Annotated in this window: 20 protein-coding genes; 2 read left to right on the top strand and 18 right to left on the bottom strand. The window is 63.8% G+C overall.

The window, feature by feature from the left end; genetic code table 11:
• Positions 1-186: 186 nt before the first annotated feature.
• From AUJ55_01250 to AUJ55_01240, 3 genes are all read right to left on the bottom strand, one after another.
• Positions 187-873, bottom strand: coding sequence for a hypothetical protein (locus tag AUJ55_01250; GenBank protein OIO61184.1), 687 nt, complete (start codon positions 871-873; stop codon positions 187-189).
• A 109-nt stretch (positions 874-982) separates the two neighbouring features.
• Positions 983-1,606, bottom strand: coding sequence for a hypothetical protein (locus tag AUJ55_01245; protein OIO61183.1), 624 nt, complete (start codon positions 1,604-1,606; stop codon positions 983-985).
• On the bottom strand, positions 1,603-2,373 hold the full coding sequence (locus tag AUJ55_01240) for a type 1 glutamine amidotransferase domain-containing protein (protein OIO61182.1): 771 nt from the start codon (positions 2,371-2,373) through the stop codon (positions 1,603-1,605). Before AUJ55_01240 ends, AUJ55_01245 begins: the two co-directional genes overlap by 4 nt.
• A gap of 105 nt (positions 2,374-2,478) precedes the next feature.
• On the opposite strand from AUJ55_01240, the gene AUJ55_01235 reads away from it, so the two are divergent.
• On the top strand, positions 2,479-3,369 hold the full coding sequence (locus AUJ55_01235; GenBank protein ID OIO61181.1) for a hypothetical protein: 891 nt from the start codon (positions 2,479-2,481) through the stop codon (positions 3,367-3,369).
• Position 3,370: 1 nt separating this feature from the next.
• Here the strand turns inward: AUJ55_01235 and AUJ55_01230 are convergent, their stop codons facing one another.
• The 12 genes from AUJ55_01230 to AUJ55_01175 form a co-directional block, all read right to left on the bottom strand.
• The gene (locus AUJ55_01230) at positions 3,371-3,718 is read right to left on the bottom strand and encodes a hypothetical protein (GenBank protein ID OIO61180.1); all 348 of its coding nucleotides are present in this window, start codon (positions 3,716-3,718) and stop codon (positions 3,371-3,373) included.
• Position 3,719: 1 nt separating this feature from the next.
• Positions 3,720-4,175: a tRNA (adenosine(37)-N6)-threonylcarbamoyltransferase complex ATPase subunit type 1 TsaE gene (locus tag AUJ55_01225; protein OIO61179.1), complete on the bottom strand. Its 456-nt coding sequence runs from the start codon at positions 4,173-4,175 to the stop codon at positions 3,720-3,722.
• Positions 4,172-4,672 carry a hypothetical protein gene (locus tag AUJ55_01220; protein OIO61178.1) on the bottom strand — a complete coding sequence of 167 codons (501 nt, stop codon included), beginning with the start codon at positions 4,670-4,672 and terminating at the stop codon, positions 4,172-4,174. Before AUJ55_01220 ends, AUJ55_01225 begins: the two co-directional genes overlap by 4 nt.
• A 106-nt stretch (positions 4,673-4,778) precedes the next feature.
• The gene (locus tag AUJ55_01215; GenBank protein ID OIO61177.1) at positions 4,779-5,402 is read right to left on the bottom strand and encodes a phosphoribosylglycinamide formyltransferase; all 624 of its coding nucleotides are present in this window, start codon (positions 5,400-5,402) and stop codon (positions 4,779-4,781) included.
• Complete coding sequence (locus AUJ55_01210; GenBank protein ID OIO61176.1) at positions 5,392-6,435, bottom strand: phosphoribosylformylglycinamidine cyclo-ligase; 1,044 nt, start codon at positions 6,433-6,435, stop codon at positions 5,392-5,394. The genes AUJ55_01215 and AUJ55_01210 overlap by 11 nt, the downstream gene beginning before the upstream one ends.
• Positions 6,432-7,208 (bottom strand): hypothetical protein, encoded by a 777-nt coding sequence (locus tag AUJ55_01205; GenBank protein OIO61175.1) that lies wholly within the window; start codon positions 7,206-7,208, stop codon positions 6,432-6,434. Before AUJ55_01205 ends, AUJ55_01210 begins: the two co-directional genes overlap by 4 nt.
• Positions 7,205-7,906, bottom strand: a complete 702-nt coding sequence (locus AUJ55_01200; GenBank protein ID OIO61174.1) for a 7-cyano-7-deazaguanine synthase QueC — start codon at positions 7,904-7,906, stop codon at positions 7,205-7,207. The genes AUJ55_01205 and AUJ55_01200 overlap by 4 nt, the downstream gene beginning before the upstream one ends.
• Entirely contained in the window at positions 7,890-8,570 is a 681-nt protein-coding gene (locus AUJ55_01195) for a hypothetical protein (protein ID OIO61173.1), read from the bottom strand. The genes AUJ55_01200 and AUJ55_01195 overlap by 17 nt, the downstream gene beginning before the upstream one ends.
• A gap of 17 nt (positions 8,571-8,587) precedes the next feature.
• Positions 8,588-9,439: a tol-pal system protein YbgF gene (locus AUJ55_01190; GenBank protein ID OIO61172.1), complete on the bottom strand. Its 852-nt coding sequence runs from the start codon at positions 9,437-9,439 to the stop codon at positions 8,588-8,590.
• A 117-nt stretch (positions 9,440-9,556) separates the two neighbouring features.
• Positions 9,557-10,159, bottom strand: a complete 603-nt coding sequence (locus tag AUJ55_01185) for a peptidoglycan-associated lipoprotein (GenBank protein OIO61171.1) — start codon at positions 10,157-10,159, stop codon at positions 9,557-9,559.
• 204 nt (positions 10,160-10,363) lie between these two features.
• Positions 10,364-11,140 (bottom strand): twin arginine-targeting protein translocase TatC, encoded by a 777-nt coding sequence (locus tag AUJ55_01180; protein ID OIO61170.1) that lies wholly within the window; start codon positions 11,138-11,140, stop codon positions 10,364-10,366.
• A complete protein-coding gene (locus AUJ55_01175; GenBank protein OIO61169.1) occupies positions 11,137-11,379 on the bottom strand; it encodes a hypothetical protein in 243 nt (80 codons plus the stop codon). The genes AUJ55_01180 and AUJ55_01175 overlap by 4 nt, the downstream gene beginning before the upstream one ends.
• Positions 11,380-11,521: 142 nt before the next feature.
• Here AUJ55_01175 and AUJ55_01170 point away from each other — a divergent pair, with 142 nt between their 5' ends.
• Positions 11,522-12,406 carry a hypothetical protein gene (locus AUJ55_01170; GenBank protein OIO61168.1) on the top strand — a complete coding sequence of 295 codons (885 nt, stop codon included), beginning with the start codon at positions 11,522-11,524 and terminating at the stop codon, positions 12,404-12,406.
• A gap of 189 nt (positions 12,407-12,595) precedes the next feature.
• Here AUJ55_01170 and AUJ55_01165 read toward each other — a convergent pair whose 3' ends face one another.
• The 3 genes from AUJ55_01165 to AUJ55_01155 all read right to left on the bottom strand — a co-directional run bounded on the left by AUJ55_01165 (position 12,596) and on the right by AUJ55_01155 (position 16,207).
• On the bottom strand, positions 12,596-13,324 hold the full coding sequence (locus AUJ55_01165) for an SAM-dependent methyltransferase (GenBank protein OIO61188.1): 729 nt from the start codon (positions 13,322-13,324) through the stop codon (positions 12,596-12,598).
• 140 nt (positions 13,325-13,464) lie between these two features.
• Complete coding sequence (locus AUJ55_01160) at positions 13,465-13,749, bottom strand: acylphosphatase (GenBank protein OIO61167.1); 285 nt, start codon at positions 13,747-13,749, stop codon at positions 13,465-13,467.
• Between the two features lie 103 nt (positions 13,750-13,852).
• A complete protein-coding gene (locus AUJ55_01155) occupies positions 13,853-16,207 on the bottom strand; it encodes a hypothetical protein (protein ID OIO61166.1) in 2,355 nt (784 codons plus the stop codon).

Below are 16,207 nucleotides of genomic sequence, written 5' to 3'. Positions count from 1 at the left end.
GGGGGCGGGACGCAATCGCGCCGGGGGCGGCGCTCCTACCTCGTCGCATCAGACGCAATCGCGCCGGGGGCGGCGCTCCTACCACATTGCCTGCGGGGGGATGACGCTGCGGGGGGGGCGGGGCGCAATCGCACGCTTTTTGCGCAGCGTGCCGATTCAAGGCAAGAGCGTTTAATCAGCGTTTTCTTAAGAACGATCCGCTCGCCAAGTCAGCAACGGTTCGACCCGATTGCTGAACACCCCGTCGCACCCCCAATCGCTCGCCCGTTGCCATTGCTCAGGAGTGTCGAGGGTGTAGGGGATGACGTTGAATCCCGACTTCCGAGCCTCTTCGACCTCATGGCTCGTCAGCCCCCGCCAACCGGGGTGGACCGACCAGGCCCCGAGTTGCCGTGCGGTGGCGATCTCGACCGCGTTTAAACGGCGGCAAAGCCACCCCAACGGCGCCATCCCCTCCCCCGCTTTGAAGTCCTCAAGCTCCTTGCGGTTGAAGGAGGAGACCAGCCAATTCCGGGGGGAATGGACTGCGGCGCGACGGGCGGTCGCCCACTTGGCCAGTGCCCCACCCGTCCCCACCCCCTTGAGTTCAAGGTTGAGCAAGCAACGCCCCTCGGCCAAATCGAGCACCTGCTCCAAGGTCGGCACCCCGAGTTCGGCCAGCTGCGCTGCGGTGTGCTCGGCGACCCTGCCTTGACCCGAGGTCGTCCGCGCCAGGGTCTCGTCGTGGATGACCACCAACACCCCATCAAAGCTCAGATGCAGATCGAACTCGATCCCGTCGGCCCCCAGTTCAAGGGCGCGGGCGAAGGCGGGCAGGGTGTTTTCGGGGAACTCGGCGCTGGCGCCACGGTGGGCGATGCAAAGCAGGGGCATGGCGGCCTCACGGGAAACCTGGACGCTTTTGGGCCGCCATGGTGGCCCCATTCGCCTTGCGGCAGAAGGGACACCGGTGCGGGCGTCCCCTCCCCCTTGGCGCGACGCTTTACGCGCGCCGAAGCAATCCGAATGCGAATTCACGCCCCTGCCCCAGTTTGATGGCCCGGTGAATCCAGACCATCGCCAGCGGTTCGAGGTAGCGGGCCGAACTCAACGTGCCGAGATCGACCCCTTCGAAACCGAGGGTCTCGGCCAGATCCAACACCACACCCCTGGCCTCAGGATCGTCGCCGCAAACCGGCATCATCGGCCGCCCCAACACGTAGTGGGGGTCGGCCATGTTTTCGGCGCCGGTGGTGTTGAAGGCCTTGACCACCCGCGCCCCACGGGCCAATCGGGCGATCTGTTCCCCCCCCGAGCTCTGGGTCCCGACCGTCAGCCCGGTCAACCCAGGCGCCAGGGGATTGCTGGCATCGACCAACACCTTGCCCCCCCAGTCGGGCAGCCGCTGCACCAGATCCAACGCGGCGGCATAGGGCACGGCGAGCACCACCACATCCCCCTGCGCGATGGCCTGTTCGACCGTCACGCAGCGCCCCCCCAGGGTTCGGATCGTCTCATGGTGGCGATCGGGGTCGCGCACCCCGACCACAACCGGCAGCCCCCGCGCCGCCCACCTTTGGGTCAGTGCCCGCCCCACGTTGCCCGCGCCGACGATGGCGATGTTCATGACCGCCCCCCCGCCTCTTCCAGAGCGGCGGCGATCAGCCGGGCGGTCGCCTCCCCCGAGTTGTTCTGCTGCCCGGTAATCAGGTTGCCGTCACGCACCGCGAAGGGGCCCCAGGGTTCGCCTTGGACAAAATCGGCCCCCAACCCCTTGAGCCGATCCTCGATTCGCCAGGGCATCACATGTTGCCCCTGAGGCAATAGTCCGTAGCTCCAGGTGGCTTGATCGGCTGCATCCTCCTCGGCGTTGGCAAAACCGGTGACCTGCCTTCCTTCGGCCAGATACCGCCCGTCGGGCAGTTTGGCGAAGGCGAGGATGGCGCTGCCGTGGCACAGGGCGGCGGCGATTTTGCCCGCCTGATGGAAGGCGACGAAGGTGTCGTGCAGATCTGTCGCCTGTTCGAACGAAAACATCGGCGACTGCCCCCCCGCGACCAGAATGGCGTCGTAGTCGTCCACCCGGATCTCGGCGACCTTGCCAGTGTTGTCGAGCAACCCCCGCAGCTGTGGATCGTGGATGAATTCGCGGCTGACGGCGTCTGCGGCGCTGTAGCCGCTGGCATCTTCGGGATCGCTCATGGCGTCCCCCACGCAGCGCCCCCCTTGGGGACTAAAGAGGTCGACCTCGTACCCCTGTTCGCGCAGCACCCGATAGGGGTGGGTCAATTCGCTCCACCAAAAACCGACCGGCCAACCGGTGGTGGTGGAGATCGCGGGGTTGGCCAGGACGATGGCGATCCGGCGGGTGGCGGGGGTTGCTTGCGTATTCATGGCGCGCTCCTTGGGGTGCGGTGAAAAGGTGGCCGCAGTGTTGCTCCCCCGCGCTAATGAATAAATACTGCGAAAAACAACTCTTTGTTACCCAATGAGGCAACAATGGATCTGAACGAACTCGGCGCTTTCGTCAAAGTGGTCCGTAGCGGCAGCTTCACCCGTGCCGCCGAAATTCTGGGGATGCAGAAGGGGCATCTTTCGCGGCTCATCGCCCGTATGGAACGGCGGCTGGGGGTGCGGCTGCTGGAACGCACCACCCGCTCCCTAGCACTGACCGAGGTGGGCAGGGAGTTTTACGAACGGGCTGTGGGGATTCTGGGGGCGGTTGAGGAGGCCGAGTCGATGGTCCAGCAGGCTCAAGGGGAGCCCCACGGGGTGCTCAAGCTGACCTGCGGGGTGGAGTTCGGCATGATCGAGGTGGGGGGGTGGATCGACGGTTACTTGGAGCGTTACCCCCGGGTCGAGGTGGAGGCGGAATTCACCGGGCGGGTGGTCGATCTGGTGCACGAGGGGTTCGATCTAGCGATCCGGGTGGGCGCCTTGCCCGACTCCAGTTTGGCTGCCCGCAAGCTGGGGGATCTGCACCACGCCCTGTTCGCATCCCCCGACTACCTGGCACGGCGGGGGGCCCCCGCAACCCCCGCAGAGCTGGAGCACCACGCGCTGCTGCGCTTCAGCGGCGGACCAGCCCGTTCGGGATGGCGTCTGCACCAAGGGGAAGAGGTCGTCGAGGTGGCGGTGGCTGCCCGGTTGCGGGTCAACAACAGCTTCGCAGTGCGCGACGCCGCCGAGGCCGGGTTGGGGATTGCCCTGCTCCCCATGCCGTTGGCCCGCCCCCAGGTCGAACGGGGGCTGCTCGCTCCGGTGCTTGCCGGGTGGCACCCCGCCCCGGCACCGGTCCACGTCGTCTTCGCCAGCGCCCGCTACCTGACCCCCAAGGTGCGCGGTTTCATCGACCACGCCTTGAGCCGCTTCGGCTCCGTCGCAGGGTGAACTATCGTCCCCCCCGCTCGCGGCTCGGCGCCGCCCCGACGGTGTATTTCCAGCGCTCCTCGGGGTAGGCCTCGAAATAACCGGCGTCGGTGAGGGGCATCGGAACATCCTCCCGAAAACGGGCGAGCAGCTCGCGTGCCTCGATCAGTTTTTGGGCCTTGAGATGGAATGCACTTGCTTCGTCGGGAGTAGTCGCCCGGTCGGGATGGTAACGCTTCATCAACCGCTTGAACGAACGCTCGACCTGGGCCCAGGTGGCGCGGGGAGGCAGATGCAAGGTGTCGCGAGCCGCGATCAGTTGTTCCAGTGTGAACGGCTCTTGCGCTGTCACGCCCTTCTTGGCGGCCATCTCAGCGCCAGTCGGGGCCGGGGCCCGGCTCGATGGTTACCATCCGGTCACCCTCATCCCCCGAGAAGGTCAGGGTGGCGGTGGCGTGATGGGTGAGCGAAGGGGCCTTTTCGGGCCATTCCACCAGCCACACCGCGTCATGACGCATGAGGTCGCGCACCCCGAGGAATTCAAGCTCCTCTTCGTCGCCGAGCCGATAAAGATCGAAGTGGTGGTAGGTGGTTGTTCCCACCGGATAGGAGCGCAGGTAACCAAAGGTGGGCGAAAGGATGGTCTCGCTCACCCCAAGCAGCGGCAGCAGCTGGCGCACCAACTCACTTTTGCCCGCCCCTAAGGGGCCGGAAAGAAGGATCAACGCGGGGGGGACAAGCTCGGCGGCGATGGCCTGAGCCAACGCCGCCACATCGTCGAGGGTCGGGATCGCATGGCGACCCGGTTGTCCTAGGACAGAGCTCAACTACGCCCTTTTTTCGCCTGGGGCGGCTTGGAGTAGCCACGCCGGATGGCGATGATCGCCCGCAGAATGTCTTGCTGATCGATGATGCCGAGCAAACGCTCCCCCTGCACCACGGGGAGCACGTCGACCCCCCGCTCGCTCATCACGGTGGCAACGGTGTCGAAGGGGGCGTCGGGGTTGACGCAGGGCATCTCGGGATTGGCCAGGTCGCCGGCATTGGTGGCGGTCAGCTTCTTCAGGTCGGCGTCGAAACGGCGCACCCCTTCGAGCGGAATCACCGCGTCGAAGATGGTAATCAGGGTGGGGATGTGCAGCTGCTTGTTGCGGTCGAGCAGGTCGCGTTCGGTCACGAGCCCCATGAAACGCTTCTGCTCGTCGACCACCGCCACCGCCACCGTCTCGTGCTCGACCATGATCTCGGCCAAATCGGAGGCGGGGGTATCGGGAGAAACCTCAACAGGTTCGGTGGTCATGATGTCGCGCGCGGTCAAAGGCATGGTCTGCTCCTACTTCTTGATAAACATCGCGCCCGGCGAAGGTCGCCTGGGCCAATAAATGGTTTCAATTCCGATATTTACGGTGGAGGCGCAATGCCAATCCACCCTACCGCCGTTCGATCTGCCGTACCCGGCGCCCCTCGATGACCAGACGCCCCGCCACATGGGCCGCCACCGCCCCGGGGTAGATGCGGTGTTCGAGTTGGTGCATCCGGGCGGTCAACGTTTCAAGGGTGTCGGCGGGATCAACGCTCAACGCCGCCTGGGCGATGATGGGGCCGGAGTCCATCTCTTCGTCGACGTAGTGCACCGTCACCCCCGCCACCTGCACCCCGTGGCGCCAGGCTTGGCCGATGGCATCCAATCCCTTGAATGAGGGGAGGAGCGAGGGGTGAATGTTGAGCACGTTGCCTGGGAAGGCATCGAGCAGCACCGGGGTTACCAGCCGCATATAGCCGGCCAAACAGACAGTGCCGACCCCCGCATCCTGCAACAGCTTCACCAACTGGTCGTCGTAACTGCGCCGATCGGAATAGGCCGATCCGGCCAGCACCTGCACCGGCAACCCCTGCTCCCGAGCCCAGGCGACGCCGGGGGCCTCCGCCCGGTTGCTCAGAATCAAGGCGGGCTGCCCCGCAATGGCTCCGCTGCGACAAGCGGCCACAATTGCCTGCATGTTGGTGCCGTTGCCGCTGATCAGAATGCCCAGGCGAGCGCGGTCAGATGCCATGGATGAGCACCCTTTCCCCCCCGGTTTTTTGCAGGGTCGTCACCTTGCCGATCTGGTACGAGGTCAACCCCGCCTCATTTAAAGCGGCCTGGGCCGCTTCGGCCTGAGCGGCGGGCAGCACCACCATCATCCCCACCCCACAGTTGAAGGTGGAGGCCATCTCGCGCCGGTCGATGGCGGCCCGATCCTGGATCTCGTCGAACAGCGGCAACATCGGCCAGGAGCCCCAGGTAAACTCGGCCGCCAGCCCCTCGGGGATCACCCGGGGGACGTTTTCGTAAAAGCCGCCGCCGGTGATGTGGCACAGGGCATGGACCTCGACCTTTTGGATCAAGGCCAAGAGCGGTTTGACATAGATCGTGGTGGGGGTCAGCAGGCGGTCGACCCAGCGGCTGCCCTCCGTCCCTGCCAACAGCTCTTGTTCGGTGAAGAGGCGGCGCACCAGAGAAAAGCCGTTGCTGTGCACCCCGGACGACGGCAACCCCAGAATCACATCGCCCGCCCGTACCTTCGAGCCGTCGATCACCTTGGGCTCGTCGACCACACCGACCGCAAAGCCCGCCAGATCGAACTCCCCGGCGCTGTAAAAATCGGGCATCTCGGCGGTCTCGCCCCCGATCAGAGAGCAACCGGCGATGGTGCAGCCGTCGGCAATTCCTCCGACCACCGTCTCGGCCACACCAACATCGAGCTTGCCGGTGGCGAAGTAGTCGAGGAAGAACAGCGGCTCGGCCCCCTGCACCACCAGGTCGTTCACACACATGGCGACCAGATCGATGCCGACGGTGTCGAACTTGCCTGAAATGAAGGCCAGCTTGAGTTTCGTCCCCACACCGTCGGTGGCGGAGACCAACACCGGCCGTTCCATCCCGGCAAGTTCGGGGCGAAATAGGGCACCGAAACCCCCTAGATCGGCCATCACCTCGGGACGGAAGGTCGCTTTGACCTTGGGTTTGATCCGGTTGACCAGCTCGGCACCTGCGTGGGTGTCGACACCGGCCTCTTTGTAGGTCACCGGCTTCTTCGCGCTCATGGCCCTTGTTCCCCTTCACCGATGAAAATACAGGGGGGGTAGATGTGGCCGACCTCAAGCAGCGACCACACCCCCCCTCGTAAACCGAGCTCCAGATTCAGGGTGTCCCCGATCCGGAGCAAATCTTTGAGATACTGCGGCAACGGCAGGGGACCGAGCTGGGTGCCCCGGTCGACCTCGTCGAAGAGCACCCCCCGCTCCCCGACCTCGACCACCGTGAAATACCCTGCCTGAAACCCCTCGACCCGCCGCCCCCGCACAAACGGGGGGAGCATCGTCCCCGATTGCACGGCGTGGGTTAACACCTCTTTGGCCTGCACCACCCGGGGCAGATCGTTGGCCAACGACTGAAGCAGATCGTCGAAATCCTTGCGTCGCCCCGAGGTATTCCCCACCGCCCGATGGAAGGATTCAAGCACCCGACCGACCCAGGCCACCGCCTCCCCTGCCTCGGCGGTGGTCAGCACCACATACTGCACCAGGTACCAGCCGAGAAAGTCGGCGACGTGGTCCTCCCCCAGCCGGTCGACCGGCACAAAAAGCCAGGGGGCGGCGGCATCCCCTTCGTCTTCGTCCTCAAGGTCGGGTTCGGGGGCGGGCCAGTCTTCCCCCTCTTCCTCGGCCCACTCTTCTTCTTCAACGGCAATGCCGCCATAGGTGGCCAGGTACGACTTGAACAGGTTGATCCAGCGTTCGGCTTGCCTGCGCTCGCCGTCGTCGAGGCTGTCGAGGAATTCCTCGAATAGATCGAACAGGGTTAATCCCTCGCTCATGCCCGGACCAACAGCGGATCACGCACACCAGCTTCGGCAAATCCCTCGGCCCGCAGACGGCAGGAGTCGCAGCCGCCGCAGGGGGCGCCGCTTTCGCTCGGGTCGTAACACGACGAGGTCAAGCCGTAGTCGACGCCCAAACGGCTGCCAAGCTGAATGATTTGCCCCTTGGTCAGCCGCAGCAGCGGCGCCTCGACGCGAGGCCCCACCCCCTCGACCCCCGCCTTGGTCGCCCGGTCGGCCATCGCCTGAAAGGCGCCGATGAACTCGGGTCGACAGTCAGGGTAACCGGAGTAGTCGACGGCGTTGACCCCGATGAAGATCGCCTGGGCTCCCAGCACCTCGGCAACCCCGAGGGCCAACGACAAAAAGATGGTGTTGCGGGCCGGGACGTAGGTCGCCGGAATCACCCCCGCCTGCACCCCCCCCTTGCCGACTTCACCCTGTCCGGTCAAGGAGGAGCCCAAAAACGCCTCGACCGGCAGGTCGACGATGCGGTGGTCGGTGATGCCAAAGTGGTGGGCGACCCGACGCGAAGCCTCCAGCTCGATGCGATGGCGCTGGCCGTAGCGAAAACTCAAGGCGGTGACCCGATAGCCGCAGGCGACCGCATAGCCCAGGGCGGTGGCCGAATCGAGCCCCCCCGAGAGCAGCACCACCGCCTTGGTTTGATTTGCGCCGTCAGACCCCTTGGGCATCGCTCCCCCACACGATCTTGTGCATTTGCAGTTGCAGCCTCAGGTTCATCCGGCTGTCTAAGATCCATTGGGCCAGCTCGCGGGGCGAGGTGTCCGGCGCCGCCGGGGAGAGCAACACCGACCCCACACGCTCCGTCAACCGGTGTTGTCGACACAGCGCTACCGCCCAGTCGAAATCGGCCCGGTCGGCCACCACGATCTTGATCTCATCTTCGGGGCCGAGCAGGCCGAGGTTGGCAAGTCGGTTGTGCTCCACCATCCCCGATCCTGGCGCCTTGAGATCCATGATGATCTTCACCCCGCGTGGCACCGCGTGGATCGGCAACGCCCCCGAGGTCTCAAGCAGCGCCCTGCGTCCGGTATCGACCAATCGACCCAGCAGGGCGATGGCCCCCTCTTGGACTAGAGGCTCCCCACCGGTGAGCAGCACATCCCCAGCCCCCGCCTGCGCTACTGCCGCCAGGATCGCCTCGACCGACATCGGTTTGCCCTGCTCGCTCAGCAGCGCTCCGGGGGTGTCGCACCAGACGCAACGCAATGGGCAACCGGCCAAGCGGACCAACACGGTGGGGCACCCCACCCGGCTGGTCTCCCCTTGCAGGGAGCGGTAGATCTCGGCGACGGAGAGTTGGATTTCGGTGACCACGCGGACCCCAGTTGGCATGAACTCAGGAAAACCGATCAGTGGCTTGTCGCCGCATCGATTTCTTTGAGTTTGTCGGCGGCCTTGGCCGCTTCGGGGGTACCGGGGAAATCGCCGACAACCTTGTTGTAGGCAGCCCTGGCGTCGTCGGTTTGACCCAACGCCTGATAGCTGTAGCCCAACTTCAAGGTGCTGGCGGCCAGCTTCTTCCCCTTGGGGTACTTCTGGATCGAGCGGGTGAACTCGACCGCCGCCCGGTCGTAGCGACCCAGGGCGTAGTAGCTCTCCCCCAACCAGTACTGGGCGTTGTCGGAGAACTCGGTATCGGGGTGGATCTCAAGGAATTTGGTAAACGCGGCGATGGCGTGTTCGAACTCGCCGGCCTTGAGCAACAGATAGGCGTCGGTGTAGAGATCCTTGGGCGCCTTTTGCGATCCCGCCGTCGTCGTTGCCCCCGAACTGGCAGCCACGGGGGGCGTGGGTTGGTTGACGGCCCGTTCGACTTGCTTTTGCAGCCGGTCGAGCGCCGTTTCGATGTCTTGCAGGCGCAAGTCGACATCGGCGCGCAGCCGCTTGGCCCCCTGATCGACCCCATCTTGACGGTGCATCACCGTGTCGACCTGACCCTGCACGAAGGCCAAGCTGCTGCGGATCTCTTCGACCTCGCCGATGCGCGAAACCATCCCCTTCTGCTGAATCCCCAGCTCTTTTTGAGCTTGAGTAAACCGGGCCTCGACCGCCTCTAGGCGGCGCTCCAAGGCGGAGACACGGTCACGGTTTTCGTCGACCTGGGCCTGGACCGCCAACAGATCATCGGCGGTCACACACCCGGTCAGGGCGCAGGCACAGGCGGCAAGCAGCAGCAAATGGTGGGAGATACGACCAAGCATGTGCAGCGTCTCGAAGCGAAAAGACCCCCGGACGGCCTCATGGGCCCTCCGGGGGTCGAAACTGGGGGAGGCGTCCCACCCGGAACGCCTCCCCAAAACGGACGGATCGAATCGGGGTTACTGAATGACCAGCTCAACCCGGCGATTCAAGGCCCAGGCATCTTCGTTGTGGCCTGGATCGACGGGACGATCCTCGCCATAACTGACGGTCTGAATCTGGCTGGCGTTGACTCCGAGGGCAACCAGCACCTTAAGGGCGGAATCGGCACGGCGTTGGCCCAGACCCAGGTTGTACTCCCGAGTACCCCGCTCGTCGCAATGCCCTTCAAGGATCACCGTGACGTTGCCGTTGGCCTTGAGCCACTCTGCATTGGCTTCAAGAATCGCCCGGTCGCCGGGGCGAATCTCGGAGCGGTCAAAGTCGAAGTAAATGGTATGACTCGGCTCAAGCACCACGGGGGTTTGATCCTGGGCGACCGCCTGATCGCCCCCCTGCTGCCCGGTTTGATCGCCCGCCACATCATCCGTCACATCACCAGCAGCCACATCGGAGCCATCACCAACCCCCTGACCCTCCATCGTGCTGCCGGTATCGGTAGGGGCGGTCTGACCCTGGTCGGCAGGTTTGGCCACCGGCTCCTCCTCGACGGGGGGGGTTGGGGCACAGGAGACGAGCCACGCGGTGGCGGCAGCCATAGCGATCCAGGTTCTGATGGTCATAGGTCCTCCAGGTCGGTCGGGTAAAAGTCCGCTCCGCCTGCCTGTTCATTCAGCACGGGACGGTACGGCTTATCGAAGGGAACTTGGGATTAGAGGATCTTGCGTTATGCCTCGATTGCAGTGGGGCAAGCATGCTGGACCCCCCCCCGAAAATCAAGGATTGAGGTTTTTATTCATAGAAAAACCCCGATTGTTACGAGACTTTTACGCGGAAGAGGTTTCGTCCTCCTGCGATTCGGGATAGATCCAGCGGGCCAGCGCCACCCCCACTTCGAAGAGCAGAATCATGGGGATGGCGAGCATCACCTGACTGATAACATCGGGGGGGGTGAGCAGGGCGCCGATCACGAACATGCCCACATAAACATAGCGCCGTTTTTCGGCCATCGCCCGTGGGGTCAGGATCCCTACCTTGGCCAACACCAAACAAATCAGCGGCACCTCGAAGGCCACCCCAAAGGCAAAAATCAACTTCACCACCAGACTGAGATACTCCTTCACTGCGGGAAGCGCCTCGATGGTCTCGTTGGCAAAACCGAGGAAGAACTTGAAGATCAGGGGGAAGACCAGGAAGTAGGCGAACGCCGCCCCCAGCGCAAAAAGCCCCACCGAGCCGACCACAAAGGCCAAAAAACCCCGTTTCTCAGAACGGTACAACCCCGGCGCCACAAAGGCCCAGATTTGGTAGAAGGTCAGGGGGCTGGTCAGGATGAAGGCGGCCAGGATTGCCACCTTGAGGTAGGTGAAGAAGACCTCGGGCAGGCCGGTGTAGATCAGCTTGCCCGAATCGCCCATCGCCTCGACCAAGGGGGCCATCAGCACGCGGTAGAGGGGGTCTGCATACTCAAAACAAACCGCCACCCCGACGGCGAGAATCGCCATAACGACGATGATTCGCTTACGCAGCTCGCGCAGATGTTCGAGCAGGGGCTGCCCCTGAGGGGCCTCCTCCTCGCCCGGCGGCAACGCCTGGGTGGTCATGCGGAGGGGGTGGTCTTTTCGTCCGAAGGGGTGCGAACGGGGGGCTGCGGCGCAGCGGCCTGGGTCATGCGGGGGGCATCATCCCCCTTCGCGCTGGGCTCATCGTCCTTCATGCTGCTACGAAACCCTTTGATCGCCTTGCCGATCCCCGAGCCGAGGGCGGGCAGCTTGTTGGCCCCGAAAAGGACGATGACGATGACCAAAATCAGCATAAGCTCGGTGGTGCCGAGTCCGAACATGGTGACCTCCACACTTGGCCGCCCCAGAATGGAACGACCCCAATCGGGGCTGGACCCCGCCCCCTAGATGGGGGGTAATCTTTGGACCCTTCGTCCCACGACGCAAGCCGCAAACCTCTTTCAACACGTGCAGGAGCACCCCATGACCTGGTCCCCCGCCCCCCGCATCGCCTCCCCCTTCCACGAACCGGTTGCGGTCTTCGATTTAGAGACGGTCCCCGATGTCGATCTGGGCAGGCGGCTCTGGGGTTTGACGGGGGACGACCGCACCGTGGCCGAGAAGATGCTGATTCGGCGCAAAGGGGAGACCGGCGGCAGCGACTTCCTCAAACCGCTGTTCCACAAGATCGTGGCCATCGCCATGACCTGGCGGCACCCCGACGGCAGCTTCAAGGTTCGGGCGCTCGGCGCCGCCGAGGACGACGAGGCAGCGCTGATTACCAAGTTTCTGCACGCCATGGAAAAACGGCCCCTGCTGGTGAGCTGGAACGGCAGCGGCTTCGATCTGCCGGTGCTGCACCACCGTGCCATGCTCAATCGCATCCCCGGCCCCACCTTCTTTGACACCACCAGCCAACATGCCAAATTCGACAACTACTGGGGCCGCTACCAGCGCCGCCACACCGACCTGATGGATGTGCTTGCCAACTTTCAGGCCCGCAGCGGCGCCAAGCTCGATCAGGTGGCGGTGGCGCTGGGCTACCCCGGCAAATTCGGATTGGACGGCTCGAAGGTGCTGGAAAAATGGTTTGGCGGGCAGCGCGCCGACGTGCGCGATTACTGTGAAACCGATGTACTCAACACCTGGCTGGTCTGGCTTGACTGGGCGCTGGCCCAAGGGATTTTGGGGGAGGATGAGCACGCAACCGAACTCAAATCGCTACAGGCTTACCTTGAGGAGGAGGGTTTGCTGCGCCCCCATTTGCAGGGATTTTTGCATGCTTGGTTGCATCCGGAGGAGGGGAAGTCAAAGAGCAACCCCTCAACGGGCAAACGCAGGAAGGTCTCGTTTCCCGCAAATATTTGAACCACCTCTGGGTTGAAAACGATCATGCGCCACATACCCATGTATCAGCTACATCCCTCACCCCGTAACCAACATATCCGATGACCCGTTGCCCCACGGCACATCAAGCTTCATCCATCATCCAGCCGGAACGATATAGAGGTGCAACCTTCCCAAACCACAGGTTGATCCGAGTGGGTCTTCGAACGCTCACGTCCTTACCCCCCGATAAGCCTCAATAACAATCCCCACTTCTGCACCCCTCCCCCGCTGCATCCTGCGATAATGGTCCAAGGTTTTGCTCAGGTAATCGGCTGCGACCTTGGCCTGTTCGACGCAGTCGGTTTGCCAAAACGATTCCCCGACGGCACTGACCCTAGGTCGTTGCGGATCGCCCCCCGAGGAGACCCACAGGATTTCGTAGAACCTGCGATTTTCCTCCAGCAACACCTCATCGATCAGGCCGAAATCGAGCCGAATGAGTTGTTGGCGCAGCGCAAATTGATCGCGCACGGGGCAGAGCAAAAAATCGATGGCGGTCGTGCGGCATTGCCGATGCAGCGATGCGACCATCCCGGCCATCGCTTGCCCGCCGACGCCGGCGATGATCACCAGCTGGCGTCCCACATATTGCCAAAGCGGCAGGGTGGTCACGTCACGACAGTGGGTTTGGTACTGCGCGGGCACATCGGGGAAAAACCGTTGCAGCTTGGCCTCCAACTCGTCCATGAGTTTGGGGACGGTATCGACAAAATGAATCGTTGGGGCCGCTTGTCGGGCCAACAACGAGGCCCCGAGCAAGCCATGGTCGCAGCAACAATCCCAAATGTGGGCGTACTCCGGCGCAACCATCGCTTCGATCCGTTGCAAGCGCTTGCCGAGTTTCAAGATCGATACCACCTCGAAATAAATGCTCAAAAGTTCATGAACCCGAAGCAGCGCTTCGGCGACAGAGTCGCCTCCTACGACAGCGCACCACGTGGCAGCCCATCCGTGGGTTGCTCGGAAGCGCCGAATAAATCGGCGTCTCCCTAGGGGGGTACGGTCGGGAGGCGCTTTTCGCCTTGCCCTACCCCCCTCTACCCCCGCACCCGAAACCCATCGACCCCCGGATCGGCCGCGATCTCTTCCACCACCACCTCCTCCACTCGGGCCATCGGCGGCCCCTGCCAGGCCCAGGCGATCAGCGCCTCGACCCGCTCCGACTCCCCTTGCGCAACCGCCTCGACGCTGCGGTCGGGACGATTGCGCACCCAGCCCTGAATCCCCAGCCGCTCCGCCTCTTTGCGCATGGAGTCGCGAAACCAAACCCCCTGCACCCGACCGCTGATGATGAACCGTACCGCCCGCACCCCTGGACTCATCTTCCCCTCCCCCGCAAACCGCCCCCATGAACCCCGCCATCAAGCCCAAAAAAAAGGGAGGGCGCAAGCGCCCTCCCCAGGTTGACCGGCCATGTCTTGCGGTTTACGGCACCACCGAGAACCCGACCACGGAGGGATCCTGAGCGATGGTGGTGCCGTCCTGCCGCACAGCATCGACCATGTCGACCCCCTCGGTAAGTAAGCCATCGCGGTTGATGTCGACGATGACGAAGTAACTGCCGACCGTGAAGTTGGGCGACCAGATGTTCTGCTGGCAGGCGCCGTTCCAGCAACTGCGCTGCACCGGCATCGTCTTTTTGCCCCCCGCCACGTCGGCATTGCCGCCGCTGCCCAGCGCCGCATTGGCGCTCAAGTCGGCGGTGGCGGCATTGACGATGTAAACATCGACCCACTGCCCGTCGTAGATCGACGGGGTGTTGGCGGGTACCACACTCCAGTTCGAGCGCAGGTAGGGATTCCAAACCGCCTTGATGCCGTAGCCGCTCGGCGTTCCGGCGCCGCCGTAGGCATACTTCGTATCTAAACCGTTGGCGTGGAAGCTGTCGCGGTAGTCGAAATCACGGGGGTTGTTCGACCAGGTCCAGTGATCCCACCACACGTAGTTGAAGACCCCTCCCGAGGCGATGTTGGCGAAGATGAGGTTGGCTATGCTGTTGGCGGTGGTGTCGCGCACCGAAAAGCCCAAGCTCGCCAACAAATCGACCCCGGCGGTGTAGATCCCGTTGTTGTCGGCGTCGACCACCAGGTCGTAGCCGTTGTTGGCGGCGGTCGGGTTGACCAATTGCGGCGAGGCGTCGAGATCCCAAACCAGCAGCTGGTTCAGGTCGCCCGCCAAAGGCACCGTCGTCGCCGTTTGGGTGGTGAAGGGGCTCAGTCGGTCGCCGTTGTTCCAGGCGGTCGCGTGGGGGACCACATACACCGTCGCCGTGGCGCCACCCGTCAGCCCTGAGGTCACGGTGCGCACATAGACCTTGGTGTTGCCGCCGCCGGTGCCGGTCTCGTCGAAAACCTGGGTGTCGACGGTGCCGTTGGTCGGGATCAGGGCGGTGGCGGGATGAACCACCTTGATGGTTTTGGTGTAGTTCGTCGCCCCGATTCCGGTCACCGTCAGGTCGTAGGCGACCGTCGCCGGGGTGGTCACCCCGGTGGGGTACTGGACCGCCAACGCCGAGGTGGTATCGACAAACAGGGTGGCGTTGACGTAGTCGAGCAGATGAGTGGTGCCGTTGGCCGGTTGCACCGTCAGGTTGATGGGGGGAACGGCATCGGTGGTGGTCAGGTGCTGGTACAGGTGGATGACCGGCGCCGCACCGAAGGGGAGGTTATCCAGCGTCAGCGCGAGTTGATCGCTGTTGCTTTGCCCATCGGGCAGGGTGTCGCTCTGGGCGCCGCTGGCGTCGGTGACGGTGGCGAAGAAATCGTTGGCCGGGGTGTTGGTGACGATGAAACCGATCACCCCCTGACCATCGATGCCGTCGACGTAATGATCGGTCACCCCGTCGCCGTTGAGGTCGTCGCCCAGGTCAAACACCCCGTTACGATTGACGTCGACGACGATGTCGTAGCTGTTGTTGTTCTCGGTGGGGTTGATGAGCGGGGTCAAGGGGTTGTCGAGATCCCAAATCAGCACCGGATTGGCGAACTCCTTGGCCCCCGAGCCGTCGTCGGCCACCGCCACCCCCAACTGCCGAATCACGTATTTGTCGCCCAGGGTGTCGCCGTCGTTCCACACATCCCCCGCCCCCTTAGCCGGAAGGATGTACACGTCGACCGCCGTGGTCGCCGCCCCATTGACGGCGGCGGGCAGGTGACGGGCCTCAAGATAGACCTTGGTTTTGCCCGCCGCGCCCAGGTTGTCGGTCGTCCCACTCTCCTCGAAGGCGTTTTCGAATCCGGCGTCGCGGGTCGCCGAGCTGGTCGCCCAAACCACCGGGCGGGGTTGCTGACCGACGTTGTTGTTGGAATAAACGATGTAGAAGGGCTCGGTGTAATCGGTACCGTCGTTGCCGGTAACGTGGATGTTGAAGGCTTGCACCGAGAGCGTTCCGCCGGTGTCGGGCTGGGAGGTGGTCGCCCCGGCCGCCGTCTTGCGCAGCCCCACGTCGTACCACAGCGCTGCGGGGGGGATCACCCCGTTTTCGTCGGCGAGCAGCGACAGGGTCGAGATCAGCTGACCCGACGGGTCGAGCGCCTGAACGGTATACATCTGGTTGACACTCAAACCGGCCAACTGCACATAAAGGGTGTCGAGCATGTCGAACTGCTTGGTTTCTTGCATGTTGCCGTTGAGCAGGGTGATCGGCTTGTCGACCGGCAGGTCGCGGATCTTGCCGCAGCCGCTCATCAACACGCCCAGGATGGCCGCGGCCAGAACGCCCAAACCGAGCCAGCGACCGGTTGTGGCCATGGTGTTTTTGGGTCCATATAGGGTTGTCAT

Source organism: Proteobacteria bacterium CG1_02_64_396 (genome assembly GCA_001872725.1).
Classification (GTDB): domain Bacteria; phylum Pseudomonadota; class MNWR01; order CG1-02-64-396; family CG1-02-64-396; genus CG1-02-64-396.
The sequence above is the reverse complement of the archived record's forward strand: the minus strand, read 5'-3'. Positions and strand labels throughout refer to the sequence as shown.

Bases quoted from the DNA above. Each gene is read 5' to 3' on its own strand.
- AUJ55_01250 (OIO61184.1), bottom strand. From the start codon at position 873: ATGCCCCTGCTTTGCATCGCCCACCGTGGCGCCAGCGCCGAGTTCCCC.
- AUJ55_01245 (OIO61183.1), bottom strand. From the start codon at position 1,606: ATGAACATCGCCATCGTCGGCGCGGGCAACGTGGGGCGGGCACTGACC.
- AUJ55_01240 (OIO61182.1), bottom strand. From the start codon at position 2,373: ATGAATACGCAAGCAACCCCCGCCACCCGCCGGATCGCCATCGTCCTG.
- AUJ55_01235 (OIO61181.1), top strand. From the start codon at position 2,479: ATGGATCTGAACGAACTCGGCGCTTTCGTCAAAGTGGTCCGTAGCGGC.
- AUJ55_01230 (OIO61180.1), bottom strand. From the start codon at position 3,718: ATGGCCGCCAAGAAGGGCGTGACAGCGCAAGAGCCGTTCACACTGGAA.
- AUJ55_01220 (OIO61178.1), bottom strand. From the start codon at position 4,672: ATGCCTTTGACCGCGCGCGACATCATGACCACCGAACCTGTTGAGGTT.
- AUJ55_01215 (OIO61177.1), bottom strand. From the start codon at position 5,402: ATGGCATCTGACCGCGCTCGCCTGGGCATTCTGATCAGCGGCAACGGC.
- AUJ55_01210 (OIO61176.1), bottom strand. From the start codon at position 6,435: ATGAGCGCGAAGAAGCCGGTGACCTACAAAGAGGCCGGTGTCGACACC.
- AUJ55_01205 (OIO61175.1), bottom strand. From the start codon at position 7,208: ATGAGCGAGGGATTAACCCTGTTCGATCTATTCGAGGAATTCCTCGAC.
- AUJ55_01200 (OIO61174.1), bottom strand. From the start codon at position 7,906: ATGCCCAAGGGGTCTGACGGCGCAAATCAAACCAAGGCGGTGGTGCTG.
- AUJ55_01195 (OIO61173.1), bottom strand. From the start codon at position 8,570: ATGCCAACTGGGGTCCGCGTGGTCACCGAAATCCAACTCTCCGTCGCC.
- AUJ55_01190 (OIO61172.1), bottom strand. From the start codon at position 9,439: ATGCTTGGTCGTATCTCCCACCATTTGCTGCTGCTTGCCGCCTGTGCC.
- AUJ55_01185 (OIO61171.1), bottom strand. From the start codon at position 10,159: ATGACCATCAGAACCTGGATCGCTATGGCTGCCGCCACCGCGTGGCTC.
- AUJ55_01180 (OIO61170.1), bottom strand. From the start codon at position 11,140: ATGACCACCCAGGCGTTGCCGCCGGGCGAGGAGGAGGCCCCTCAGGGG.
- AUJ55_01175 (OIO61169.1), bottom strand. From the start codon at position 11,379: ATGTTCGGACTCGGCACCACCGAGCTTATGCTGATTTTGGTCATCGTC.
- AUJ55_01170 (OIO61168.1), top strand. From the start codon at position 11,522: ATGACCTGGTCCCCCGCCCCCCGCATCGCCTCCCCCTTCCACGAACCG.
- AUJ55_01160 (OIO61167.1), bottom strand. From the start codon at position 13,749: ATGAGTCCAGGGGTGCGGGCGGTACGGTTCATCATCAGCGGTCGGGTG.
- AUJ55_01155 (OIO61166.1), bottom strand. From the start codon at position 16,207: ATGACAACCCTATATGGACCCAAAAACACCATGGCCACAACCGGTCGC.